At 66.4% G+C, this 24,829-nt stretch carries 22 protein-coding genes, 1 tRNA gene and 1 pseudogene; 14 read left to right on the top strand and 10 right to left on the bottom strand.

The genetic code is table 11. From position 1 onward, the window contains the following. Positions 1-21 precede the first annotated feature (21 nt). Positions 22-95: transfer RNA gene (locus ABZT93_RS34100), tRNA-Gly, on the bottom strand. 510 nt (positions 96-605) lie between these two features. Here ABZT93_RS34100 and dcd point away from each other — a divergent pair. The 6 genes from dcd (at position 606) to ABZT93_RS34070 (ending at position 4,073) form a co-directional block, all read left to right on the top strand. Next, on the top strand, positions 606-1,181 hold the full coding sequence (gene dcd, locus ABZT93_RS34095; RefSeq protein ID WP_356111981.1) for a dCTP deaminase: 576 nt from the start codon (positions 606-608) through the stop codon (positions 1,179-1,181). After that, on the top strand, positions 1,178-1,681 hold the full coding sequence (locus ABZT93_RS34090; RefSeq protein ID WP_356111979.1) for a phosphoribosyltransferase: 504 nt from the start codon (positions 1,178-1,180) through the stop codon (positions 1,679-1,681). Before dcd ends, ABZT93_RS34090 begins: the two co-directional genes overlap by 4 nt. Before the next feature lie 332 nt (positions 1,682-2,013). Then, positions 2,014-2,220, top strand: coding sequence for a hypothetical protein (locus ABZT93_RS34085; RefSeq protein ID WP_319198958.1), 207 nt, complete (start codon positions 2,014-2,016; stop codon positions 2,218-2,220). Beyond that, on the top strand, positions 2,204-2,719 hold the full coding sequence (locus tag ABZT93_RS34080; protein ID WP_356111977.1) for a DUF6879 family protein: 516 nt from the start codon (positions 2,204-2,206) through the stop codon (positions 2,717-2,719). Before ABZT93_RS34085 ends, ABZT93_RS34080 begins: the two co-directional genes overlap by 17 nt. Then, positions 2,716-3,549 (top strand): helix-turn-helix transcriptional regulator, encoded by an 834-nt coding sequence (locus ABZT93_RS34075; RefSeq protein WP_356111976.1) that lies wholly within the window; start codon positions 2,716-2,718, stop codon positions 3,547-3,549. Before ABZT93_RS34080 ends, ABZT93_RS34075 begins: the two co-directional genes overlap by 4 nt. 335 nt (positions 3,550-3,884) lie before the next feature. Beyond that, complete coding sequence (locus ABZT93_RS34070) at positions 3,885-4,073, top strand: hypothetical protein (RefSeq protein ID WP_356111974.1); 189 nt, start codon at positions 3,885-3,887, stop codon at positions 4,071-4,073. 1,111 nt (positions 4,074-5,184) lie between these two features. On the opposite strand, the gene ABZT93_RS34065 is transcribed toward ABZT93_RS34070, so the two are convergent. Then, positions 5,185-6,351, bottom strand: coding sequence for a phage major capsid protein (locus ABZT93_RS34065; RefSeq protein WP_356111972.1), 1,167 nt, complete (start codon positions 6,349-6,351; stop codon positions 5,185-5,187). A gap of 771 nt (positions 6,352-7,122) precedes the next feature. Between ABZT93_RS34065 and ABZT93_RS34060 the strand changes: the two genes are divergently transcribed. Beyond that, on the top strand, positions 7,123-7,500 hold the full coding sequence (locus tag ABZT93_RS34060; protein ID WP_356111970.1) for an STAS domain-containing protein: 378 nt from the start codon (positions 7,123-7,125) through the stop codon (positions 7,498-7,500). A 383-nt stretch (positions 7,501-7,883) separates the two neighbouring features. On the opposite strand, the gene ABZT93_RS34055 is transcribed toward ABZT93_RS34060, so the two are convergent. Together ABZT93_RS34055 and ABZT93_RS34050 are read right to left on the bottom strand one after the other, a co-directional pair. Beyond that, a complete protein-coding gene (locus ABZT93_RS34055; RefSeq protein WP_356111968.1) occupies positions 7,884-8,450 on the bottom strand; it encodes a winged helix-turn-helix domain-containing protein in 567 nt (188 codons plus the stop codon). A 243-nt stretch (positions 8,451-8,693) separates the two neighbouring features. Continuing rightward, positions 8,694-10,346 carry a recombinase family protein gene (locus tag ABZT93_RS34050; RefSeq protein WP_356111965.1) on the bottom strand — a complete coding sequence of 551 codons (1,653 nt, stop codon included), beginning with the start codon at positions 10,344-10,346 and terminating at the stop codon, positions 8,694-8,696. 73 nt (positions 10,347-10,419) lie between these two features. Here ABZT93_RS34050 and ABZT93_RS34045 point away from each other — a divergent pair. After that, positions 10,420-10,506: pseudogene (locus ABZT93_RS34045) on the top strand (phosphoribosyltransferase); the annotation flags it as partial. A 121-nt stretch (positions 10,507-10,627) separates the two neighbouring features. Here ABZT93_RS34045 and ABZT93_RS34040 read toward each other — a convergent pair. From ABZT93_RS34040 to ABZT93_RS34025, 4 genes are all read right to left on the bottom strand, one after another. After that, positions 10,628-11,407, bottom strand: coding sequence for a hypothetical protein (locus ABZT93_RS34040; RefSeq protein WP_356111964.1), 780 nt, complete (start codon positions 11,405-11,407; stop codon positions 10,628-10,630). Between the two features lie 148 nt (positions 11,408-11,555). Continuing rightward, complete coding sequence (locus ABZT93_RS34035; protein WP_356111962.1) at positions 11,556-11,966, bottom strand: NUDIX domain-containing protein; 411 nt, start codon at positions 11,964-11,966, stop codon at positions 11,556-11,558. A gap of 117 nt (positions 11,967-12,083) precedes the next feature. Beyond that, positions 12,084-13,040 (bottom strand): YIP1 family protein, encoded by a 957-nt coding sequence (locus ABZT93_RS34030; RefSeq protein WP_356111960.1) that lies wholly within the window; start codon positions 13,038-13,040, stop codon positions 12,084-12,086. A gap of 15 nt (positions 13,041-13,055) precedes the next feature. Then, the gene (locus tag ABZT93_RS34025) at positions 13,056-14,432 is read right to left on the bottom strand and encodes a VCBS repeat-containing protein (RefSeq protein ID WP_356111959.1); all 1,377 of its coding nucleotides are present in this window, start codon (positions 14,430-14,432) and stop codon (positions 13,056-13,058) included. A gap of 99 nt (positions 14,433-14,531) precedes the next feature. Here ABZT93_RS34025 and ABZT93_RS34020 point away from each other — a divergent pair, with 99 nt between their 5' ends. Continuing rightward, complete coding sequence (locus tag ABZT93_RS34020) at positions 14,532-15,023, top strand: amino acid transporter (protein ID WP_356111957.1); 492 nt, start codon at positions 14,532-14,534, stop codon at positions 15,021-15,023. Positions 15,024-15,090: 67 nt separating this feature from the next. Here ABZT93_RS34020 and ABZT93_RS34015 read toward each other — a convergent pair whose 3' ends face one another. After that, the gene (locus ABZT93_RS34015) at positions 15,091-17,373 is read right to left on the bottom strand and encodes a heterodisulfide reductase-related iron-sulfur binding cluster (RefSeq protein ID WP_356111955.1); all 2,283 of its coding nucleotides are present in this window, start codon (positions 17,371-17,373) and stop codon (positions 15,091-15,093) included. Positions 17,374-17,588: 215 nt separating this feature from the next. Between ABZT93_RS34015 and ABZT93_RS34010 the strand changes: the two genes are divergently transcribed. From ABZT93_RS34010 to ABZT93_RS33990, 5 genes are all read left to right on the top strand, one after another. Further along, positions 17,589-18,608: an MraY family glycosyltransferase gene (locus ABZT93_RS34010; RefSeq protein ID WP_356111953.1), complete on the top strand. Its 1,020-nt coding sequence runs from the start codon at positions 17,589-17,591 to the stop codon at positions 18,606-18,608. A gap of 94 nt (positions 18,609-18,702) precedes the next feature. Further along, entirely contained in the window at positions 18,703-20,553 is a 1,851-nt protein-coding gene (dnaK, locus tag ABZT93_RS34005) for a molecular chaperone DnaK (RefSeq protein ID WP_356111951.1), read from the top strand. Next, on the top strand, positions 20,550-21,197 hold the full coding sequence (grpE, locus tag ABZT93_RS34000) for a nucleotide exchange factor GrpE (RefSeq protein WP_356111949.1): 648 nt from the start codon (positions 20,550-20,552) through the stop codon (positions 21,195-21,197). The genes dnaK and grpE overlap by 4 nt, the downstream gene beginning before the upstream one ends. A 45-nt stretch (positions 21,198-21,242) precedes the next feature. Then, on the top strand, positions 21,243-22,424 hold the full coding sequence (gene dnaJ, locus ABZT93_RS33995; RefSeq protein ID WP_356111948.1) for a molecular chaperone DnaJ: 1,182 nt from the start codon (positions 21,243-21,245) through the stop codon (positions 22,422-22,424). Between the two features lie 5 nt (positions 22,425-22,429). After that, on the top strand, positions 22,430-22,876 hold the full coding sequence (locus ABZT93_RS33990; RefSeq protein ID WP_028807951.1) for a helix-turn-helix transcriptional regulator: 447 nt from the start codon (positions 22,430-22,432) through the stop codon (positions 22,874-22,876). A gap of 55 nt (positions 22,877-22,931) precedes the next feature. Here the strand turns inward: ABZT93_RS33990 and ABZT93_RS33985 are convergent. Then, a partial coding sequence (locus ABZT93_RS33985) for a hypothetical protein (protein ID WP_356111946.1) occupies positions 22,932-24,829 on the bottom strand: 1,898 nt, incomplete at its 5' end.

The following is a 24,829-nucleotide window of genomic DNA, read 5'->3' as shown; positions in this document are numbered from 1 at the left end:
CGCTGACCTGGGGTTCCATCATGGAGCGGGTGACGAGAATCGAACTCGCGCTCTCAGCTTGGGAAGCTGATGTTCTACCATTAAACTACACCCGCGTGAGACGCCGGACGGAGCCGGTGTCGAACGCAACGTTACCTTACCTCATCCCAGGCCCTCGGCGCCGAAGCCGTGGGCCTGAGTGCGTCTGCGGGGTGGACGGGGCTGCGGGGCGCGGGAGTTGGGGCGTACGGTGGAGGGGTGGAAGAGGGTCTGGGCGGGACCGGAGTGCCGCCTGGAGGGTCGTCCCGTCCATCCCGTAATGTGGCTTTTGTCGTCAGGTGAGCAGTAGCCCGACGCGGCTCTTGGGGAAGGGACTCTAGGACTTGATGGAGCGCACCGTCGTCCGTTGTGCCGATGGGCACGTGTTCAGCACCGCTTCGTTCCCGATGCAGCAGGCCGAGCGCCTCGGCCCCGGACGGCTTGTCCGCTGTCCTCGCTGTGCCCGGCTTCGCAGCGTCGTTCAGGTGACCTTGGAGAAGCACTAAAGAGGGGCTCTAGAGATCGGTACCAGGCGCGCGGGTCCGTCCGATGGTGGTCGGTCCGCGCGCCTTGCGTATCCTCGGGGCGTGCTTCTCTCAGACATGGACATCCGGGCCGAGATCGACGCCGGGCGGGTACGGATCGATCCCTACGACGAATCCATGGTGCAGCCGTCCAGCGTCGACGTGCGCCTCGATCGCTTCTTCCGGGTGTTCGAGAACCACCGCTACCCCCACATCGACCCTTCCGTCGAGCAGGCCGACCTCACACGGCTCGTGGAGCCCGAGGGTGACGAGCCGTTCATCCTGCACCCCGGGGAGTTCGTCCTCGCCTCCACGTACGAGGTGATCACCCTCCCCGACGACCTCGCCTCCCGCCTGGAGGGCAAGTCCTCCCTCGGCCGGCTCGGCCTCGTCACCCACTCCACGGCGGGCTTCATCGACCCGGGTTTCAGCGGCCACGTGACCCTGGAGCTGTCGAACCTCGCCACGCTGCCGATCAAGCTCTGGCCGGGGATGAAGATCGGCCAGCTGTGCATGTTCCGGCTCAGCTCGCCGGCCGAGTTCCCCTACGGCAGCGAACGCTACGGCTCCCGTTACCAGGGCCAGCGCGGTCCCACCGCCTCCCGCTCCTTCCTCAACTTCCACCGGACCCAGGTATGAGCGCCGTACGCGAGAACCTGACCTACGAGGCGTTCGGCACCGCCGTGCGTGAGCTCGCGCAGACCATCGCCGACGACGGCTACGAGCCCGACGTCGTGCTCTCCATCGCCCGCGGCGGAGTCTTCGTGGCCGGCGGCCTCGCGTACGCGCTCGACTGCAAGAACATCCACCTGGTGAACGTCGAGTTCTACACCGGCGTGGGGACCACCCTGGAGATGCCGGTCATGCTGGCTCCCGTCCCCAACGCCATCGACTTCTCCGACAAGAAGGTCCTCATCACCGACGACGTCGCCGACACCGGCAAGACGCTCAAACTGGTCCGCGACTTCTGCCTCGACGCCGTCGCCGAGGTCCGCTCCGCGGTCATCTACGAGAAGTCGCAGTCCCTGGTGAAGTGCGAGTACGTGTGGAAGCGCACGGACGACTCGATCTGGATTAATTTCCCGTGGTCGGTTGATCCCCCAGTGGTGCAGCATCACACCACGGTCCGGGACGCGTAAGCGCAGGTCAAAGGCTCTGGCCCCCGCCTTCGGATGGGGGTTTCTATGTGCCCGGACGCGGTCTGCTGCTCGGGCGTCTCTGGGACCTTCCGGTGCCGCCCCGGCGGGCTGTACGCCACCGCCGCGCCCCCTGGTGCCCCACGGGCAGGATCGGCCCGCACGGGGCCGCGTACGGCCGTGAGAGGGCCTGGCCGACGTGGACTCAGATCAGCCGTGACACCGGTTTATGCGACAACGCGCATAGTCGCGTGAACGCATAGACGCCCCGACATGCGCCCTCGTACCGTCGTGCCTGACGGCCCAACCGGGGCCATGTATCAGGGGGTTTCGCTATGGCGCGCGAAGAACTGACTCGGCTTACCGGCAACGGCAACGGCGAGTGCGGCGAAGACGACTGCCCCAACGTGTACGCCACGAAGCGGGGAACGTTCGTCGTGCAGGGCGACGTGTCCGAAGCCTTCCAGCCGCCCACGGGTGAGGGGCTGGTCGAGATTCCCGAGAGCGTGCTTCGGGAGGCGTTCCGTGCTCTTGGATGGTGACGAGTGGCGGGCAATGTTCCAGGGGATCGGATCGGAAGCGTGGCGACTGGAAACCCTGCCTCAATACCTCGTACCGCAGGAGTCCGCAGAGATCAAGGCATTCCGAGCGGGTAAGCGAATCGACCCGCACGCATACACGTCGTCATACACGGAAGATCTGAAAAGGCTTCGGAAGGAAGGGAAGAGGAAGGGGCGGGTGCACATCCTGACCCAACCTCTTTCCGAGTATCTGCGCTTCGAGTTCTCGCGGTACTACGCGCCCCACGCGCTCGCCGGTGAGGATATCCGCATTCTCGATGTGACCGGCCGCGAGAATCCTCTTCGAGGCGTTCAAGACTTCTGGATCTTTGATCGGTCGACTGTCGTCCTCATGCATTACGAGGAAGACGGAACGCAGATCAGTCGAGAGCTGTACGAGGGTGATCCCGCGCCGTATGTCGAGTACCAGCGAATCGCCGAGGCAGAGTCGATCCCGTTTCTGGAGTATGTGAAGGAGTGACGTTCGAACCCGAGCAACTTGGCCAGTCCAGTCAGGAACTGGCCGCGAAGCTCAGAGAACTACGCAAGCAAGCCGGACTCTCAGGGGTCCGGCTTGCTGCGCGCTGCAACATGTCTCAATCCAAGGTGTCCCGGATTGAGAATGGGAAAGTGCGCCCATCGCTGGTCGACGTTGAACAAATCTTGAGAGCTCTCGACGCGCCGCCGGGCTTGATCGAAGAAGTCTCCTCACTCGCCCGGCTTGCGAACACTGAATGGCGGAACCTTCGAGAGCTGCGGCGCAAGGGTCTAGGAACGAGGCAAGCCGAGCTGAAGGCGCTCGAAGCGTCCTCGGCGCACATTCGCTACTTCCTGTTGTCTATGATCACCGGCCTTCTTGCCACTCCTGAATATGTGCGGGCAAGTCTTGCGCACTCCACGGCAGACACAAGTAAGGCTGTGGCGGGAAAGCTGGAACGTCAAGCCGTCCTCTACGACACGACGAAGCGGTTCACATTCATTCTTACCGAGCAGGCCGTTAGATGGCCTGTGGTCGCTCCGCTAGCCTTGGCCGAGCAGATGGACCGGCTTGCTTCGTTGACTCATCTCCCGAACGTGCGAATCGGCCTCATCCCAATGGGCACGCCTACGCCAAGAACGCCCCTAAACACATTCACCATCTATGACGCATCATTGGCCACGATCGAAACTTCGGCGGGATTGCTCGTTCTCCGTGACGACCGAGACGTTCAAAGCTACCTCGAAGAGTTCTCGGGATATGAGAGCAGCGCACTCTTTGGAGAAGACGCCAGGGCGAAGCTGTCGGAATGGTCGGCGGCCTGCCGCTCATGATCTTTAACCCAAGACGCGCATAAAACGCCTAACCATGCACCCCCCTTGGCACCATGATGTGACAGACATGGAGCCGAGGGGCGATCGATGCTGGAGCCTAAGCCGCACGCTGAATCCCATTCCGGACCCTCAGCGAGGAACATTCCTGGACTTGAACCGGTCGGGGTCGAGGGGTGCATGACATGCGCCGCGCTTTCTCACTCCCGCGAAGACGCCCGCGAAGAGGGCGTAATTGAAGCCGTGGCGAGTGCCAATCGGGAAATCAGCAACCATCCGCACAGCGCCGTAGGTGACGGCCGCAAGCTCCCTGTCGTGACCGTGTGGGGGGTGGCCGTGTGAGTCCGCAGAGGGTTCCCCTCGGGGCACTGGATGACTGGCTGTACGAAGCCAAGCCGAAGGCCGATTGCGCCCGGTGTGCGGACGAGAAGGCGAAGCTCGACGAGGCGGCGAAGTCCGGCGATGCGAACGCGCGGTTCGACGCGGCCCGCAACATTCGGCAGTGCACGCACGGGGCCAGGGCGTGACCGTCGCCCCAGAGAGGCCCCCGAGGCGCGGAGGCCGCCGAGGATTCGACCTCGGAAAGCCTTCGCTGTTGGAGTTCCTGAACGAGATCTCAACCATTTGCGGGATGTGCTTCGGTCACCGGGAACTTTGGTGCCCCCTCTGCGGGGGCCTGGATGGCTGCGAGACGTGCAATGAACGGCTGAAGGTTCCTTGCCCCGAGTGCGCGGGCGGGAACTGGTCCTACTGGCTCTGACGTCTTCCTTATCCTGCGAATGGGCTTCAAGTGCTGCAACCGACATACAACCCGACAGACCCGCAGAGCGGCCCCACCGTGGTCACCCATGACTTGGATAAGCTCGGCATCGGCCAGCATTGGACCCGAGTAGGCGGGCAGGCGGGACTGCCAATCTTTAGCCGCCAAATTCCACCCGGGCACGGCTGGTGTCGCGCTCTCTACGTAGCCGAGGCTCATTGGCCGGACGGTGCGGAACTCTGCGTCGAAGTGGAATGGCACCCCGACCAGAAGATCAGAGAAGAAGGGTCCAAGGCTGAAAACGAAGACCACTGGCGCACTCGGCTGAGTGCCGTAGCTGAAGCTTTGGAGTCTGTCGGCTACGTCGCCCAAATGCCGGGCCCCCGGCCCTCTCCCATGCGCGATACGCGGGCTTCCCTTCTCATCTACCGTATTCGGGATGGGGTGCAGCCGGCCACTTGCCCAAAAGACGGTTGGGACCATTTGGAAGAACGATATCCTGAGCGCCCTCACTGGCCCGATAGAAGCCCCGAAGCTGAGCTTCGGCACCTGCTGCGGGAAGCGGGTCTTACGAACTGGTCGCAACGAAGTGGATACTTCGTCGGGAACATTGACCGGTTTTTCTGGCCCCCTTACTCCTCCGTTTGCTGCTTTGTGGGATGGCACCCACCCAAGCACGCTAACGGCGAAGATCAGCAAAAGGCCCTGTCGGAGCTAAAGCGGTTCCTTACGGGTGCCGGTTACAGCCTCAAGAGGCGTACCGGGTTTTGGCGGTCGAGCGATTGGCCAGGCGTCTTTGCCTATCTGCCCATGGCCCCTGAAACGCGGAAATCCCCCCGCACCCGGAATGGGTGCGAGGGGATGAGGCACAGCTAATCTCAGCTAGCGGCAGCCTTGACAATCTGAGCCGAGGAAGCCTCGGCCAGAGAGACACCAGCAAGACGCATAGTCAGCTTGAAGCCCACCTGATCCTTGTCGAAGCGGGCATCTTCGCTTACGCGCACCGTGGCGTTTCGACGAACGCCAACCACGATCCGTGAAGCGTCGGCGACCACAACCGTCTTAGCGGGCAGGAACGCGCTAGCGAGAATCGGAAGACCCCAGGCCGTAGAAGCCGGGGAATCCGTGGGAGAACCAGCCTGATAGGTGCCCGACCCGGCGGCCTTCTCCTTACGGAGAGCCGCAGCCATATCGACGGAAGCCCACACGACCGACGGAGTGCCGTTCATGGCTTCAATGCGGGCTACAGCGTCGGCCAGGTCGTCATAGGTGACGGTGACCTTTCCCGTGCCGAGAGTCGTAGAGACACCCTGGGAGACAATCCCCTTAATCGGGTTGGCACCGGAGCCGACGAAGGCGTCGGCATCGAACTTCAGCGAAGCGTCACGCAGAAGGTTATTCGCAATCGAGTTACGCAGATCGATAGCGGAGTCTTCCAAAATCTCAGTCGAAGCCCACTGAATCCGGCCGATCTTTTTCGGCTCGAACTTGACCTCACCCCAGACCATGTCTCCCTCGGGGAGAGACTGGCCTTCCTCGACGTAATCCATGCCGTCCGAGGACACAAGCTGCGGGACAGAGAAAGTCGCCGAGGTGAAGGGAACGATGCTCTCGGCCGGAAGGCCGCGCAGGAACGTCGACTTGGCCTTGAGAGCGTCGATGTACTTCGTAGCCGTCTGCTGGGAGACGGTGTAACCGCCGTCGCCCGGCACACCCTCGGCCACCAGGGCGCGGTACTCGCTGAGCGACGGCATCAGAGCCCGCCAGGAGCCCTCGTCACTGGCCGGGGGTGCCGCAGGCGTCAGCACGCCCAGGCCGCCCGCCAGAGAGCGAACCTCGGCTTCCCGTTCGCCGCGCTCGACAGCGTCGCGGGCCTCGGCCTCCAGACGCATGATGTCCCGGTCGAGCCGCTCGACGCGCGTGCGCTTCGCAGCGTCACTCAGGGACGAGTCACCCTCGACGGAGCGAAGCTCGGTTACCAGCTTCTTCCGATTTTCAAGGGCGCTCATTGCCTGGCGCTTGAATATGTCGACGCAGTCAGTCATTGGTATTCCTTCATTGTTCGGGGCCGGAAGGGGCCAGGAATGCAAAAACCGCCCAACACCCGGAAATGGGTGGGGCGGCTTGAGGGCGGCTGTAATCCGCTACTTGGCGGAGTTGTTCTCTATGTTCGACGTCTCAGCGCGTGTCGCGCGCTGTTGCTTAATGCGTTCTACGTAGCGGACTCGGCGCGCAATGGCGCGGGCTAGGTTCTTACAGGGAGGGCCGCAATACCGGGGCGGCCTGCCAGGGCCGTACTGAATATTGAATGGCTTCTCACAAGCCCAGCACTTCAGCTCGACTGTGTTGTTCATGTCCCATGTCTCTTCGAGATCGTTCGAGGGGAGCGCAGCGTTCGGCGACAGAACGGAAGACAGCCCGACCCCACGGCCACATTTGGAGACATGCCGTGAAGCCGGGCCGTCGTCTTCGCACCGCCCCGTGCGCTTCCTCCCCCGACCCCCGAAGGGTCGAAGTCGCTGTTGCATGAGTAGAAGACCTGTTAAGGCGCGCGAAACCCCACGCGTCACTCCGCGCGATTCATGGTGAGATTTCGAAGCCCTGGCCGGATAGCGGTCCGGGTTCCGGTCCCACGACTTCCGGCTAACCCCCACGCACTCACGCGAAGGGAAGGCTGCGGGTGCGGGGAAGCGTCCCGAGATCCTTTTGACCTCCCCCTCCCCTTATGTCGGGTAGTCGTCGCCGGGGTAAAAGAGCGTTGAGAGCCCCGCAAGGTAGCCTCGTCGGCTGCACGAACGTGCGGCATACTTGCTGCCATGAGTGAGGCCGAAGGAAGACACGGGCAGGCGTCACCCCAGGCTGGTGCGCCCATCGAGCGGTCTGGAGCAGTGGTCCAGCACGACGTGAACGGCACTCGGGTGATCGTTGCTCATGGGGAATACGACTTGAACAACCTCGGTCCCCTGGCCGAGGCGATGGAAACTGCTGCTGCGAAACAGCAACGCATCGTGCTGGATATCTCGGGTGTTACCTTCGCAGACTCAACTTTCTTGAACCTACTGCTACGCATTAACCATCAGACGAGCCTTCGGCTAGTTGCCCCTGCTCCGCAGTTTCAACGGGTGCTTGAGATCACGGGAGCCGATTCAGTTCTAGATATCAGAGCGTCCGTGGAGGACGCGAATTCACCCTAGGCCCTCAGCCGGCCTAGATATTCGACGGCTTGGCCGAAGGCGGCGAAATACTCTTCTGTCGCTCCCGACTCTTACGGAGTCGTTCACTCTGCCTTGGCGGCTAGAGGTTCCGAGGCTGGTAAGCCGAAGGAGCCTTGTTCTGTCAGCTCTCGGCTTTGCTTCGCAGCTTCGAGCTTTCGGCCTAGGCCAGAGACAGGCCCTGTTAGGGAGCCTGGCTTACTGCCCGCTCTCCGATCGGCCAAGGCTAGGTGTACCCGAAGGGGTACATCTTCTGTATGAGCTATTAGCTATGGGATCTCTATTGAGATCCCTATGAGATTGTGTACCCGCTCGGGTATACCCCTTGTACCCGTAAGGGGACACCCCCTGTACCTGTAGCGGCACTAGGCCGCTTGTTCGCCCGTGTAGAGCCGATAGGCATGCTCGGCCAGGGCGTAAGGGATCTCCTCCCACGGCCAGCACCGCGCATCGCTCCCGCCCAGGAACCAAGCCTTCTGCTCTAGGGAAAGCTCAATCGGCCCTACCGGGGCCGTGAAAGGCCGATCTCCGGCCGAAGGTGCCGAGAGGTCGGGGCTTGCCGTAGCGGTCCCCGAAGGGCCGCTCTGGGGCCTCCTGTGGCTTCGTGCTTCCCGTCCAGCCTTGACGGCTGCAACAACCTCAGCCGGGGCAGTGAGACGGTAGACAACCGTGTCGGCGGGCGAACGCGCCCCGGTGTCAGTGAGATAGCCGTACTCGACGAGCTTCTTACGGTGAGGGTGAACCTTCGTCGCGCTTGATAGGCCGACCATTTCGGCTATGGTCGCCATGGACGGAAATACATCGGTTCCGTCTGTGTAGTCGCCGAACATGGCAAACGCCATGGCGACGGCATAGGTGTTCTGCTTCACCCTCGGGTCATGCGATATGGTCCGCCGCCACAAGTCATGGTCGACACGGGAAATCTCGGTCACGGGTATTCCATTCGTTTGCAGGAAAAGAGAAAGCCCAACTTTCGCCGGGGCTTTGTGGGCAGTGGTGGGCCAATTTCCGCCCGTTCCTGTGTCGCCCTGGCTTCTGTGTGCTCAGACATGTCTACAGGTGCACCCCTGGCGGTTTCAAGGAAGGACGTTTAAACGGTCAGGGGCCGAGCGGGGAAATGGAAAAGCCCCGGTCGAAGACCGGGGCCAATGTAGGGGGCAGCGTTCCCCCTCTGCCTATTCCTTGTCAGTCGCTGCCAGTTTGCCGAGGTGCACTAGCGTTTTGATCGCGTGCTGGTGAATGATTTGGTTGTATTCCTTTGAGGTGTATTCGGCTTTCTCGTCACCGGCATCCTCGGGGGCCATTAGCATGAAGCTCGGTTCGTGGCCACCGCCGTCCATGGGAATCATCCGGAAACCGGACCGGTGCAAGAACGGGCCGCGTTCCTCCCAGGTTTCCATGGATTGCCACTTCTGCCGGTAGGTTATTCCAGTGCCGTGCTCTTGCCAGTGACCGGGCTTGTACGGCTCGGCCTCCAGTTCTGCCAGCAGCGTTGCATTTTCTTCCTGAGACTCGACCAGGGAAGCAACGACAGCAGGACTCTTAGCCGTTTTGATTGCGGTCAGTAGGTTCGCGTTGGCCGATTTGAGTTCCTGGATTTGTTTCCGGTGATCGGTGCCCGGAATCCATACGCGGGTTTTTACTTCCTTGTCCCCGATGCGATGCAGGAACCCCGATTCGAGTTCCGAGAGGAGTAGTTCGCGTGGCCATGATGCTTGGTAATCGCAAGCCTTGCCGTTAAGGATTCGTGATCCGCACCTGTAGTAGTGGCTAACCCTGGTGCCGACCACCACACCCTTGCTGGTTTTCTTGTTTACCCTCTTGTCTGGATAGAGCTTAACTGCGCAGAGGCAGAGAAACAGGCCGGAAGTCGGATCGGAGTTCCGCCTAGTTCCATTCTTGGCTTCCTTGTATCCGTCCAGGATCTTTTGGAGGCTTGCGTATTCCTCGTCTGTAAGAATCGGCTCAGCCCACTGGACGGGCCTCCCCTTCTTCAACAGGGGCTCGCCCTTGTGCATTGCGATTCCCTTGAGGGTCGGCTTCCGGAGAATGGCACCCAGAGCCGAGGATGCCCAGACACTTCCCCTGAGTTTGGCTTGAGCGCCCGCCTTCTGCTCGGCGGCGTTCACAGACCGCTGATAGTCCTTCGAGGTCAGGATGCCTCGTTCATTCCAGTCGCGGCAGATCTTGCCCATGGAATCGCCCTGATTGACGATCCGGTCGTATGCCTCTCGAACCAGCTTGGAAGTAACCGGGTCAAGGAAGAGCTTGTATCTGATCTTTCCGTCTTCCATGGGGACCGGAACTGGCCGATATCCGAAAGGCCAGATGCCCCCGCCCCAGAGTTCAGCCTGCCGGAAAGACTCGGTCTGTCCCTTTCGTTTCCGGGAAACTGCCTGCCTGTACTCGGCGGCCTGGGATGCCTTGACGTAGGCAATCAGGCGTCCGGTAGTCGTGTGGATGTCCAAGGCTGGGTCATCAAGGCAGATGATCTCTTTGCCGCCCTGGTGACACTTCTCCGCGAACTGTTCCCAGTGCCACTGTTCCCGAGTGATTCGGTCCAGTGCCGTCACGACAATGGCGTCCCACTCATGCCAGAGGGGTTCTCTCATCCACTGACCCAGCTTCGGCCGTGCATCGAGGTTCACGGCCCCGGAGACGGTGGTGTCGACCACATCGGCCACGGTCACGGTCCCAGTCCCGGCGAGTGCTTCGTCAATCTCGGTTCTCTGTCTATCGAGGGCCGAGCTTGTCTCGGTATCGCGGCTGATCCGTCGAGCCTTGAGAACCCTCATGCCAGTCTGTAGACGCGGGTACATCCTTGCCATGCCTGACCCCCCTGCGGCGTCCGCCCCCTGGTGGTGCGGACTGGTCGAGAGGACATGGTAAGTCATTCAGATCGACGACTGGATCAACTTCCCGTGGAGTGTCCTGCCTGTCGTACGTAAGTCGGGGGAGCCGATCACCCCGTCGAGGGAAGCTCTCTGAGCGGCGATGGTGACCCACCACCACCGAGCACAGCTCGCCCCGGGCACTGGTCGCTCATGCCGGCGGTGCCGTAGTCGGAGACTGAGCCCTGAGCAACCTGGTTCCACAGTGCCTCGATCCTTCACTGGTTCCGTCCCGTAGGCACAGCCGGCACGCCCGCGGCCCCCGTGATGGAGAGCGGGGTGATGAGGCCCGCCACCACGGCTTGGACGATGACGTCGTTGGCTGCCTGCTCGCTTCCCACACCGGCCACATGGAGCCGGGCGGAAACAATCAGAAGGAGAGCCCACCAAGGTGATTGCAGCCAACTGAGCGTGGCCGTCAGACCGAGGAGGGCGTAGGCGACGTTCTTGCGGAACTCTGCTTCGCCTACCGCTCGGTCGTATTCGTTGAACAAGTCGTAGCTGGCGATCAGCAGCTTGGTCCGTAGCTGGCGGGTCTCACCGAGGATGTCTCGTACCGCCAGGCCGGCCACGAGGCGTTCCCCACGCTCGCGCTCGGGGTTCGCGGCCGCCGTGCCCTCAGGGACCGGGCGGGGCAGCCGTTCCTGATCCTGTAGGAAGCTGACCAGGTCGTCATAAGCGAGACGTGACACGCGAGGCGCGAGGGCTGTGCCGCCGCTCCGGAACCGCGCGACCTTCGGCGCTTCCCTCGCGTTCACAGTGACTACTCGAACGGCAAGCATGGCGCCGATGAGGTAGGCGAGGAACGCCCCGGCCGCGAGCACTCCGGCAGGGCCTGTCAAGTTCCCGAGGCGATACAGCGAAGCCCAGACGCCGTGAGCGTTCTGGGGCGTCGGAACGCGGTCCTCCAAGATCAGCCAGAGCGTCAGGAGCCAGATGCATCCCGTCGAGAGCGGAGCTCGGACGTCGCGCAGGCCTGGCAGCAGATTCGCCAGCAAGTTGTCTCCCTGATCCACGTGCTGCCCCGAGGGACAGCAAGCCTCTTGAGCGTCCCGAGTATCCGAGACGTGGATCCGGCTGCGCATCACGGGCGGGGTGGGGACGGCTTGGCTCAGGCCCAGGCACCCCCCAGCTCCTCTCGTGGGGTCAGGTGAGCCACCCCGCCGCGTGCAGCGCGTCGAAGACCATCTCGTCGACAGCTGAGACGCGGTCCCGGTCGGCGTGGCGGAACCACGCCTTCTCGGCGATCTCGCGTGACGGGGTCAGTTCACCGCGGTGATCGGCGGTGTAACAGATCATCCGGAAGGGGCCGTGCTCCGGATGGTCCTGACCGATCTCGAACGTGCCGAAGAGCACCATGGAGGCGGGGTCGATGGCAGCCCGCAGTTCCTCGTCGATCTCCCGCACCAGGGTCTCGCTGTCGGACTCGCCCGGTTCGCGATGACCGCCCGGGAGGTAGAAGCGGTCTCTGCCGTGACTGCGCGTCACCAGCACCCGGCCGTCCCGGACCAGGACCCACGCCACCTTCTCCGGCACACCGTCGTCACTCCTCGTCATGGCCCGGGACCGTATCGGAAGGCAGCCGGCTCAGGGGATCTGACCGAGGGGCCGTACGACAGCGGAAAGGGCTCCCGGTCGGTACCGGGAGCCCTTTCCGTCGAAAACGCCGGAACGCTAGAACGTGCCCAGCTTCACGATCGACAGCAGGGCGATCAGCTGGATCGCCGACGCGCCGAGGGCCTTCGGCCAGGGGAGGTCGTGGGAGGCCTTGACCATGAGGGTCAGCAGGGCGCCGGCCGCCACCCAGGTCGCCCAGCCCAGGAGCTGGACGAAGGACGCGTCGCCGCCGAAGAACATGGCCACGATCAGACGGGGGGCGTCGGTCAGGGACATGATCAGCATGGAGAGGCCGACCGTGGGCTGCCACGCGCCGTCGCCGCCGAGCTGGCGTGCCAGGGCGTGGGTGACGACGCCCAGGACGAAGGCCGAAAGGACCATGGCGACGGCCGTGGTCAGGACGATCGGGATCGCGTTCGACAGGGTGGCGTTGATCGCGTCCTCTCGGGCGCCCTCGAAGCCGAAGACCGCGAGCAGGCCGTAGAGGAAGGTCACGACGAGGGCAGGGCCCCACATCGTGTAGTCCCGCATCTGGAGGAAGGTCTGCCTGGGGGAGAACAGGACGCCCTTCAGGAGTTCCTTCCAGTGCAGGCGGGGACCCACGGGGCCCGCCGGGGCCGAGCCCGCGCGGTAGGTGCCGCCCGGGGTGTAGGGGTCCTCACCGACCGAGAACGCCTGGGTGTGGCCCGGGTTGTTCGCCGCGTACGGGTCATGGCCGCCCTGCGGATGCGGGGCGCCCGAGCCGTCGCCGAAGTACTCCGGCTCGTCGTAGCCCCCGGCGCCGCCCTGGGTCCACTGGCCCGGGTGGGGCTGCGGCGCGGGGGGATAGCCGTACGGCTGTCCCTGGGGCGCCTGCTGCCCGTACGGAGGTTGTTGCGGTCGCGCGTGAGGAGCGCCGTTGTCCCGGCCGCGTCCGATCCTGAATCCAGCCACGTCTTCGAACGTACCTGGTCCTGGAGAGTGACGGGCGCGGCCGGGCGTTTCGGGGACGGCTTTGCTGCCGAGCTGTGACATCCCTTAAGGGAGCTCTCATCCGTCCCCTACGGGGCTTGTGAGGAACGCGGACGTCGAGAACGTGACGGTCGGCGCGGGGCTGACGAGGCCCTTCTTCGCGCCGGTGAAGACGGCGACGACGTCCTTCGTCTCGCTCTGATACGTCCGCACTGCCAGGTCCGCCCTTCCGTCGCCGTCGAAATCGCCGACCGCGACGACCCGGGTGGTGCCGGCGGCGGGGGGTTCCACGGTCACCGTTCCCTTCGGGGACAGTCCGGTCGTACGGCCTGGGAAGATCCGAAGTCGCGAGCCGCTGGAGACCAGTTCGGACCGGCCGTCCCCGTCGAAGTCGGCCGCGTCGAGCACCGAGCCCGCCGCATCCAGGCTTCCGCGTACGGCGGTGGGGAGGTCGTAGCGCAGAGACGTTCCGCCTATGGCACCGACCGCCGCGTCCAGGGCCTTGCCGTGGCCGAAGGAGCCGAGGGCCACGTCGATGCCGGACGGCAGGGCGGCTCCGGTGCGGGTGGGGCCCGCCGGGCCGCCGAGGACCACGGCGGAGGGGCCGGTGCCCTGGGCCGTACGGACGATCAGGTCGTCGTAGCCGTCGCGGTCGACGTCGGCGGCCGGGCCCGTGGGGACCTCGCCCGGTGACGGGATGGGGGCGTCGGCCCCGCTCGGTGTGCCTTCGCGGGTGAACGGGCCGCGCAGGTAGGTGAGATGGCCACCACTGGCGTGCAGGACGAGGTCCTTCGCGCCGTCCCCGTCGAAGTCGCCGCAGACAGGCTGGTCCGGCCAGTCGTTGCCGAAGCGGGCGGCGGCCGGGACGGTGAGGTGAACGGCCTTGCCGGCCAGGCCGGTCGGGGAGCCGAAGAGGATCTGGAGCGGGACCGGGGGCCGGCCCTGGCCGTCGTAGGGCGGGTCGGTGGAGACGAGGAGGTCCATGAAGCCGTCCTTGTCCAGGTCGCAGGTGGCCTCCGCGTCGAACAGGGCGGGGAGTCGGCCGTCGGTGACCGCGCCCTGCCGGCCCGGGGAGATCAACTGCCGGGTGCCCGGGACGAGTCCGCGTCCGCTGCCGTAGACGATGCCGATGCCGGGGTCGTCGGCGTGGGCCTGCTCCTTGACCAGGTCGCCCAGGACGAGGTCGCGGTGGCCGTCGCCGTTGAAGTCGTCCGGGGTCCTGCTGCCCTTCCCCTGGGGGACGGGGAGCCGGGGCGGGGCGTCGGCGGGCCGTGCCGGGGTGGGGTCCGCGGAGCCGGTGTGCCGGGTGGGGCCGCAGGCGGCGAGGAGGAGGGCGGCGGCGAGGGCGGCAGTGACGAGGGGGCCGCCCGGGGGTGTCGTACCCGTCACGTCTCTCCACCCGAGCAGCCCGATCCGCATGCGCCGCCCGATCCACCCGAGCAGCCCGATCCGCATGCGCACCGCTCACCTCGTCAGCATCATCGACAACGACCCCGGTAATGATGCACGTGTTCGACAGGTGGCGACAGTCCCGTACGACCCAGGAGTCAAGTGATGCACGCGGACGACGTATTGCACATCCTGGACCTGTTGCGGCGGGCCGGGGCGGAGGTCTGGATCGGGGGCGGGTGGGGGATCGACGCCCTGGTCGGCGTGCAGACCCGGGACCACCGCGACCTGGATCTGATGCACCGGCAGGAACAGGAGCCGGCCGTCGTGGCGGCGCTGGCCGCGGCCGGGTTCGCGGAGAGCCTCGACTGGCGGCCCGTGCGGTTCGTGCTCACCGCTCCCGGCGGACGGGAGGTCGATCTGCATCCGCTGGTCTTCGCAGGGGACGGTTCCGCCGTTCAGGCATCAGGGGAGCCGGAGCGGCCCTTCATCTACCCGGCCTCCGCCTTCGTGACCGGGACCGTCGGCGGGACGCCCGTCCCGTGTCTCTCGGCCGAGCAGCAGGTCTGGTTCCACCAGGGGTATGAGCCCTCGGAGCGTGACCGGCACGACATGGCACAGCTCCGCCGGGTCTTCGGGATCGCCACCCACTTCTGAACGCCGACGCGCCGGAGCCCCCAGGTCCGGTGGGACCTGGGGGCTCCGAACGGCGCTACGGTGACCGCTACTTCACCGGCTCCGGCTCCGGCTCGCTCTCCGCCGCTTCCTCGCCGGCCGGGTCGACCGGGGTCTTCACGGACTGCAGCAGCAGCTGGGCGACGTCGACGACCTGGATGGACTCCTTGGCCTTGCCGTCGTTCTTCTTGCCGTTGACCGAGTCGGTGAGCATGACCAGGCAGAACGGGCAGGCCGTCGAGACGATGTCCGGGTTCACGGAGAGGGCTTCGTCGACGCGCTCGTTGTTGATGCGCTTGCCGATCCGCTCCTCCATCCACATCCGCGCGCCACCGGCACCGCAGCAGAAGCCGCGCTCCTTGTGGCGGTGCATCTCCTCGTTGCGCAGGCCCGGGACGCCAGCGATGATCTCGCGCGGGGGCGTGTAGATCTTGTTGTGGCGGCCCAGGTAGCACGGGTCGTGGTAGGTGATGATGCCCTCGACCGGGGTGACCGGGACCAGCTTGCCCTCGTCGACGAGGTGCTGGAGCAGCTGGGTGTGGTGGATGACCTCGTAGTCGCCACCGAGCTGCGGGTACTCGTTGCCGATCGTGTTGAGGCAGTGCGGGCAGGTCGCGACGATCTTCTTCGCGGACTTCGGCTTGGCGGACTCGGCGACCACCTTGCCGTCGTCGTCGAGCTCCTCGCCGAACGCCATGTTCAGCGCCATGACGTTCTCCATGCCGAGCTCCTGGAACAGGGGCTCGTTGCCGAGGCGGCGGGCGGAGTCGCCGGTGCACTTCTCGTCGCCGCCCATGATCGCGAACTTGACGCCCGCGATGTGGAGGAGCTCGGCGAACGCCTTCGTGGTCTTCTTCGCGCGGTCCTCGAGGGCGCCCGCGCAGCCGACCCAGTACAGGTACTCGACCTCGGTGAGGTCCTCGATGTCCTGGCCGACGACCGGAACCTCGAACTCGACCTCCTTGAGCCACTCCAGGCGCTGCTTCTTGGCCAGGCCCCAGGGGTTGCCCTTCTTCTCCAGGTTCTTGAGCATGGTGCCCGCCTCGGACGGGAACGCGCTCTCGATCATCACCTGGTAGCGGCGCATGTCGACGATGTGGTCGACGTGCTCGATGTCCACCGGGCACTGCTCCACGCAGGCGCCGCAGGTGGTGCAGGACCACAGGACGTCCGGGTCGATGACGCCGTTCTCCTCGGCGGTCCCGATCAGCGGGCGCTCGGCCTCCGCGAGGGCCGCGGCGGGCACTCCGGCCAGCTGCTCCTCGGACGCCTTCTCCTCGCCCTCCATGGTCTTGCCGCCACCCGCGAGCAGGTATGGCGCCTTGGCGTGCGCGTGGTCGCGCAGGGACATGATCAGGAGCTTCGGGGAGAGCGGCTTGCCGGTGTTCCAGGCGGGGCACTGCGACTGGCAGCGGCCGCACTCGGTGCAGGTGGAGAAGTCCAGCAGGCCCTTCCAGGAGAACTGCTCGACCTGGGAGACACCGAAGACGTCGTCGTCACCGGGGTCGGTGAAGTCGATCGGCTTGCCGCCGGAGGTCATCGGGAGCAGGGCGCCGAGCGAGGTCTCACCCGTCGCGTTCCGCTTGAACCAGATGTTCGGGAACGCGAGGAAGCGGTGCCAGGCCACACCCATGTCGGTCTTCAGGGCGACCACGATCATCCAGATGAACGAGGTGGCGATCTTCAGTCCGGCGAAGAAGTACGTGAGGTTCTGGAGCGTCGAGACGTCCATGCCCTCGAGCCAGTGCACCACCGGGTACGAGATGAAGAAGGAGGCCTCGTAGCCGTCCACGTGGTGCTGGGCGCCTTCCAGCGCGTGCAGCATGAAGATGCAGACGCCGACGACGAGGATGACGGTCTCGACGAAGTACGCCTGGCCGAAGTTGGAGCCGGCGAAGCGGGACTTGCGGTCCGGCCTGCGCGGGTGGCTCAGCTGCCGGATGGCGATCAGTACCAGGATGCCGAGGACCGTCATGGTGCCGATGAACTCGACGAAGACGTTGTACGGCGCCCAGTCGCCGAGAACCGGCAGGAGCCAGTCGGCCTGGAACAGCTGCCCGATGGCGTTGACGATCGTCAGCAGCAGGGTGAAGAAGCCCACCGCCACGAACCAGTGCGCGACACCGACGATGCCCCAACGGTTCATCCGGGTGTGGCCGAGGAACTCCTTGGCCACGGTGACGGTGCGCCGGCCGGGTTCGTCGGTACGGGTGCCCGCGGGCACGTCCTGACCGAGCCGCATGAAGGTGTAGATCTGGAGGAGGGCGCGGGCGAACAGGGCCACGCCGACCACGATCAGTACCAGCGACACGATGATCGCGGCGAGTTGCATTTCGGGGCTCCTCGGGCCTGCGAGGGGTCTACGAGGGATCCGTGAGAAGGGACCTCGTCATTACTAAGCGGTAACTTATGCAGTCCGTCTGAGACTACCCCCATCATCCGTCGCAATGTATCCGGGCAGGGGGTGATCTGAATCGCTGAGGGTTACCTTAAAACCCGATCGTGTTATTCGTGATGAATTGGTACATACGGCGCTAATTTAGGCTCGTGCTCTACGGGATCCTTGCCGCCACCTCCGCCCTGCTCCTCGCCGCCGTGCTCACCGCCGTGCTGCGAGTGGCCGCCCTGCGCCTCGGCATCGTCGACCGGCGATGGCGACGGCCGATGCCGCTGTCCGGCGGCGTCGCGATGGTGGCCGCCACCTGTGGGGTGGCGTTCGTCGGGGACTGGCGCGGCGTCACCCCGCTGGGCCCCGAGGCCGGACGGCTGCTCGTCGCCGGGGCCGGCGTGGCCCTCCTAGGGCTCGTCGCCGACGTGCGGCGGGTCAAGGCGCGGTTCCTCGTGGGCGGTACGGCCGTGGCGGCGGCGTGTGTCGTGCCGTACGAGGAGACCGGGGTGCCCGCCGGGATTCTCGCGGTCGGCTGGATCGTCTTCGTCGCTCTCGGGTTCAAGGCGCTGGACCACGCCGACGGACTCGCCGGGACCGTCGGTGTCGTCACCGCCTTCGGGGCGGGGGTCCTGGCGGCGGCCGAGGTGATGGACGGGCTCGCCGTGCTGCTGAGCGTGCTGGCGGCAGCGCTGACGGGGTTCCTGATGCACAACTGGCATCCCGCGCGCGCGGGACTCGGCGCGTGCGGCTCGCTGTTCACCGGTTTCGTGCTGGCGGCCGCGGCCGTGACGACCCGCGCGGGGCAGGAACTGGGCTCCGGGGCAGGGGTGTTGTTCGCGCTGACGGCGGTGGTGAGCGCCGACGTCGTGCTCGTCGTTTTGGCCCGGGGACTCTCCGGGCGGCCGCTGCTGCGGGCCGCCCCCGACCATCTCGCCCACCGGCTGCGGCGGCTCGGGCTCACTGTGCAGGGGGCGTCCGTGGTCCTCGGTGTCGAGGCCTTCGGCGGGGTACTCGTCGGGGTCCTGGTGCACCTCGGCTGGATCGCCGCGACGGGCGCCCTCTGGGTCGCGGGAGGCGCTCTGGTCGTCGTCCTCGCACTCCTTCGTGTGAGACCCAACAGCGCTCCTCGTTCGGTATCGACGCAGGTCAGAACCCAGTTGCGTGTAAGGAACGGATAAGAGTTGAGTCCGCGCGACTCAGGTCTGTTGACCGAGCGGGAGGTGTCGTGCACACTTGAGCCTGTTCCACTCAAGTCAGCTGGAGGAATCAACCATGGCACGTGCGGTCGGCATCGACCTGGGCACGACTAACTCCGTCGTCAGCGTTCTCGAAGGCGGCGAGCCCACCGTCATCACCAACGCCGAGGGTGCCAGGACCACGCCGTCCGTCGTCGCCTTCGCGAAGAACGGCGAAGTGCTGGTCGGCGAGGTGGCCAAGCGCCAGGCGGTCACCAACGTGGACCGGACCATCCGTTCGGTGAAGCGGCACATGGGCACCGACTGGAAGATGGAGCTGGACGGGAAGCCCTTCAACCCGCAGCAGATCTCCGCCTTCATCCTCCAGAAGTTGAAGCGGGACGCCGAGTCCTACCTGGGCGAGAAGGTGACCGACGCGGTCATCACCGTCCCGGCGTACTTCAACGACTCCGAGCGTCAGGCGACGAAGGAGGCCGGCGAGATCGCGGGCCTGAACGTCCTGCGCATCGTCAACGAGCCCACCGCGGCCGCGCTCGCGTACGGCCTCGACAAGGACGACCAGACGATCCTCGTCTTCGACCTCGGTGGCGGCACCTTCGACGTGTCCCTCCTGGAGATCGGCGACGGCGTCGTCGAGGTGAAGGCCACCAACGGTGACAACCACCTCGGTGGTGACGACTGGGACCAGCGGGTCGTCGACTACCTGGTGCAGCAGTTCAAGTCCGGTCACGGCGTGGACCTCGCCAAGGACAAGATGGCGCTGCAGCGTCTGCGTGAGGCCGCCGAGAAGGCGAAGATCGAGCTGTCCTCCTCGACGGAGACCTCGATCAACCTGCCCTACATCACCGCCTCCGCCGAGGGCCCGCTGCACCTGGACGAGAAACTCACCCGGGCTCAGTTCCAGCAGCTGACCGCGGACCTCCTGGAGCGCTGCAAGACCCCGTTCTTCAACGTCATGAAGGACGCGGGCGTCTCCATCAACGAGATCGACCACGTCGTCCTCGTCGGTGGCTCCACCCGCATGCCCGCCGTGGCCGAGCTCGTCAAGGAGCTCACCGGGGGCAAGGACGCCAACAAGGGCGTCAACCCGGACGAGGTCGTCGCCATCGGCGCCGCCCTGCAGGCCGGTGTCCTCAAGGGTGAGGTCAAGGACGTCCTGCTCCTCGACGTGACCCCGCTGTCCCTTGGTATCGAGACCAAGGGCGGCATCATGACCAAGCTCATCGAGCGCAACACCACGATCCCGACCAAGCGGTCCGAGATCTTCACCACCGCCGAGGACAACCAGCCCTCCGTGCAGATCCAGGTCTACCAGGGCGAGCGCGAGATCGCGGCGTACAACAAGAAGCTCGGGATGTTCGAGCTGACCGGTCTGCCGCCGGCCCCGCGCGGTGTCCCGCAGATCGAGGTCGCCTTCGACATCGACGCCAACGGCATCATGCACGTGACCGCGAAGGACCTGGGCACGGGCAAGGAGCAGAAGATGACCGTCACCGGCGGCTCCTCGCTGCCGAAGGACGAGGTCGACCGGATGCGCCAGGAGGCCGAGCAGTACGCGGAGGAGGACCACCGCCGCCGCGAGGCCGCCGAGACCCGCAACCAGGGCGAGCAGCTCGTCTACCAGACGGAGAAGTTCCTCAAGGACAACGAGGACAAGGTCCCCGGCGAGGTCAAGACCGAGGTCGAGGCCGCCGTCGAGGAGCTGAAGGCCGCGCTCAAGGGCGAGGACACCGCGGAGATCCGCACCGCCACCGAGAAGGTCGCCGCGGTCTCCCAGAAGGTCGGCCAGGCCATGTACGCCGACGCCCAGGCCGGACAGGCCGCCGGCGGCGACGAGTCCGGTGAGGGCGCCTCGCAGGCCAAGGCGGACGACGACGTCGTGGACGCCGAGATCGTGGACGACGAGCGCAAGGACGGTGCCGCGTGACGGAGGAGACCCCGGGCTTCGACGAGAAGCCCGACGTCCCCTCCGGCGCCACCCCCGACGACGCCGAGCCGAAGGCCGCCCCCCAGGAAGGGGCGGCCCCGGCCGGGGACGCAACAGCGCAGATCGCCGGTCTGACGGCCCAGCTGGACCAGTCGCGCAAGGCGCTCGACGAGCGCACCGCGGACCTCCAGCGGCTCCAGGCCGAGTTCCAGAACTACCGACGCCGGGTGGAGCGGGACCGGATCACGGTCAAGGAGATCGCCATCGCGAACCTCCTGACCGAACTCCTGCCCACGCTCGACGACATCGGCCGCGCGCGCGAACACGGGGAACTGCTCGGCGGGTTCAAGTCCGTCGCGGAGTCCCTGGAGACCGTCGCGGCGAAGATGGGCCTGCAGCAGTTCGGCAAGGAGGGCGAGCCCTTCGACCCGACGATCCACGAGGCCCTGATGCACAGTTACGCGCCGGATGTCACCGAGACGACGTGCGTGGCGATTCTGCAGCCTGGGTATCGCATCGGCGAGCGCACCATCCGCCCCGCGCGGGTGGCCGTCGCCGAACCGCAGCCGGGCGCGCAGACCGTCAAGGCCGAGGACGGGTCCGAGGCCGGCGACGACAAGGACAACGGCCCTGAGGAGGGCTGAGGTCGAAGAGAACGATCGGGACACCGGAAAGGGGGCGCGTCGAGGATGAGCACCAAGGACTTCATCGAGAAGGACTACTACAAGGTCCTCGGCGTCCCCAAGGACGCCACCGAGGCCGAGATCAAGAAGGCGTACCGGAAACTCGCCCGCGAGTTCCACCCGGACGCCAACAAGGGCAACACCAAGGCCGAGGAGCGCTTCAAGGAGATCTCCGAGGCGAACGACGTCCTCGGTGACCCCAAGAAGCGCAAGGAGTACGACGAGGCCCGCGCCCTGTTCGGCAACGGCGGCTTCCGCCCGGGTCCGGGCGGCGCGGGCGGCTCCTTCAACTTCGACCTGGGCGACCTCTTCGGAGGCGGCGCCCAGGGCGGGGGCCAGGGAGCCGGCGGCTTCGGCGGTGGACTCGGAGACGTCTTCGGGGGCCTGTTCAACCGGGGCAGCTCCGGAACCACGCGCGTCCAGCCCCGGCGCGGGCAGGACATCGACACCGAGGTCACCCTCAGCTTCACCGAGGCGATCGAGGGCGCGACGGTCCCGCTCAGGATGTCCTCGCAGGCCCCCTGCAAGGCCTGTTCGGGCACCGGCGACGCCAACGGCAACCCGCGCGTGTGCCCGACGTGTGTGGGCACCGGCCAGGTGGCGAGGGGCTCCGGCGGAGGGTTCTCCCTCACGGACCCCTGCCCCGACTGCAAGGGCCGCGGCCTGATCGCGGAGAACCCCTGCGAGATCTGCAAGGGCTCCGGGCGGGCGAAGTCCTCCCGCACCATGCAGGTCCGCATCCCGGCCGGGGTGTCGGACAGCCAGCGGATCCGGCTGCGCGGAAAGGGGGCGCCGGGCGAACGCGGCGGCCCCGCGGGCGACCTGTACGTCACCGTGCACGTCGCCGCGCACCCCGTCTTCGGCCGCAAGGGCGACAACCTCACGGTGACGGTCCCGGTGACCTTCTCGGAGGCGGCGCTCGGCGGCGAGGTCAGGGTGCCGACACTGGGCGGCCCCGCCGTGACGCTGAAGCTGCCCCCGGGCACGCCCAACGGCCGCACCATGCGGGCGCGGGGCAAGGGCGCGGTCCGCAAGGACGGCACCCGGGGCGACCTGCTGGTCACCGTCGAGGTGAGTGTCCCGACCGAGCTGTCGGGGAAGGCTCGTGACGCGCTGGAGGCGTATCGCGAGGCGACCGTGGGTGAGGATCCACGGGCGGAGCTGTTCCAGGCCGCGAAAGGAGCATGACGGAGATGGACGGTCGTCGACGGAACCCGTATGAACTGACCGAGGAAACCCCGGTCTACGTCATTTCGGTGGCGGCCCAGCTCTCCGGCCTGCACCCGCAGACGCTGCGTCAGTACGACCGCCTGGGCCTCGTGTCCCCGGACCGCACCGCGGGCCGGGGCCGGCGCTACTCGGCCCGGGACATCGAATTGCTGCGCACCGTCCAGCAGTTGTCGCAGGACGAGGGCATCAACCTCGCCGGCATCAAGCGCATCATCGAACTGGAGAACCAGGTCGCGGCGCTGCAGTCCCGGGTGGCCGAGCTCCAGGCGGCCGTCGAGGGGGCCGCGGCGGCCATCCAGCAGCGTGAGGCGGCGGTGCACGCGTCGTACCGCCGTGACCTGGTGCCGTACCAGGAGGTCCAGCAGACCAGCGCGCTGGTGGTGTGGCGGCCGAAGAAGGCCAAGGACTAGGCGGCAGTTGAAGGAAGGGGCCCGGAGATCTCTCCGGGCCCCTTCCCGTTGCCGGTCAGAACTCGTACTCCCAGATGCCGTACGCCGTGGAGCGGGCCACGGTCTCGGCGCCCTCGGAGTCCAGGAGGACGACGCGGTAGTAGTACAGGGCCAGCCGGTCCTCGTGGACGGTCTTGTCCATGAAGGAGTGGGTGTCGCCCGTCGCCCCCTCGGTCAGCGTGACGTAGGCGCTCGTCGCCGGGTCCCAGCGCTCCACGCGGTAACGCGTGAACCGGGGGCAGTCCCCGAGGCCGGAGCTCTCGAAGCAGCCGACGGACAGGTCCGGGTAGCTGTCCTCGACGATCTCGGTGCCGGTCCAGCCGGGCGGCCGGGTGTCGGGCAGGGTCACGGAGACGTCGGCCGTGTGGAAGAAGTCCGGCCCCTCGTCCCACAGGGCGTCGACGGCGGCCACCCGGTAGACGTGGGTCGCGCCGTCCGCGACGGTCGGGCAGAGGATCTCGGTCTCGGCAAGGGACTCGCCCCTCCAGCAGTTCCGCTTCCAGACCGTCTCGCCGGACTCCGGGTCGGTGACGCCCTGCCACACGTAGTACGTGAAGACGTCGTCGTCGGCGGGCGGGGTCCAGGTCAGGCGTACACCGAGCGGGACCTGCTCGGCGGTCAGGTTCTGCACCGGATCCGGACGCTTGGTGTCCGGGGTGGTCTCAGTGGCCGCCGGACCGGGCCGAGAGGCGTGTCCGTACGGGTCGACGGTGACGACCCGGTACTCGTACGTCGTCTCGGAGGCTCCGGAGACGTCCTGGCAGGTGCCGCGCAGGACCTTGCGTCCGGCGTAGGAGGGAGCGTCGTCACCCGCCCACCACCAGTCCACCGACGGATCCGCGCTGTCCGGCCCGCACTTGTCCACGACGACGGTCTCGCCGGTCGCCGGGTCGGTCCGCTCGATCCGGTAGGTGAGCAGCGGGGCGCTGTCGTGGGTCCACGGGTCGGCGCTCGCCCAGGAGACGTACACGCCGCCGGCCGAGCGGGTCGCGGTGGTCTCGTACGGGGCGATCGCCTCCGACCGGTCCGCCATGTGCAGGGCGATTTCCACCGGCGCGGAGGCGTTGCCCTTCGTGTCCTGGGCGCGCACCGCGTACCGGTAGGAGTCGGCGACGGCAGCCAGTTGGCGCGGTACGACGTCGGTCTGCGTGGTGGTGCCGGCCGCGCCGGGCAGCGCGTCGAGCCAGCCGCCCGTCGCCTGGTCGTACTGCAGGACCTCGTACCGCGCGGCCCCGTCGACGGCCGACCAGAGCAGGTGCGGGACGCCCGAGCGGTACTCGACGCGGGCGTCGGCGGCGGTCGCCGGCGGGGTCATGTCGAAGGTGGTGAACGGTGTGGCCGCCGAGTACACGGACCAGTTCCCGGCGGCGTCCCGGGCCCGGCCGCGGTAGGTGACCTTGCTGCCGTCGGCGGGCTGCCCCGTGTCGCAGACCGCACCCTTGGCGCCGGCGTACACGGTGGCCCAGGTGTTGGTGGCCGGGGCGAGCCGCTGGAGCTCGTACCAGGCGATGTCGGCCCGGTTCTCCGCGGTGGTGACGAGCTCCGGGGCCGCGTAGGGCTGGTCGTCCGGGCACGCGTCCATCTCCAGGAACGGCGCCGCGGGCGGAGTCGTGTCCACGGTGGTGACGGGCTGGTCGGCGCTGCCGCCCGAGGTGTTGCCCGCCTTGTCGTGAGCGCGGACCTCGTAGTAGTACGTCGCGCCGGTGGGCGGCGGAGCGTCCGTGTACGAGGTGCCGGTCGTCACCGTGAGCGGCTTGGTGCCGTACGACGTGCCCTTGAGCCGCCGGTAGACCTTGTACCCGGCGAGGTCCATCTCCTTGTTCTTCGCCCAGGTGACCTTGGCCTTGCCGGTGGCCTGGTCGTACGTGACGGAAGTGCCGGTCGGTGTGAGGGGTTTGACCTTGTCGGTGTCGG

The organism is Streptomyces sp. NPDC005303 (assembly GCF_040607335.1).
In the GTDB taxonomy this organism is placed as follows: domain Bacteria; phylum Actinomycetota; class Actinomycetes; order Streptomycetales; family Streptomycetaceae; genus Streptomyces.
The sequence above is the reverse complement of the archived record's forward strand: the minus strand, read 5'-3'. Positions and strand labels throughout refer to the sequence as shown.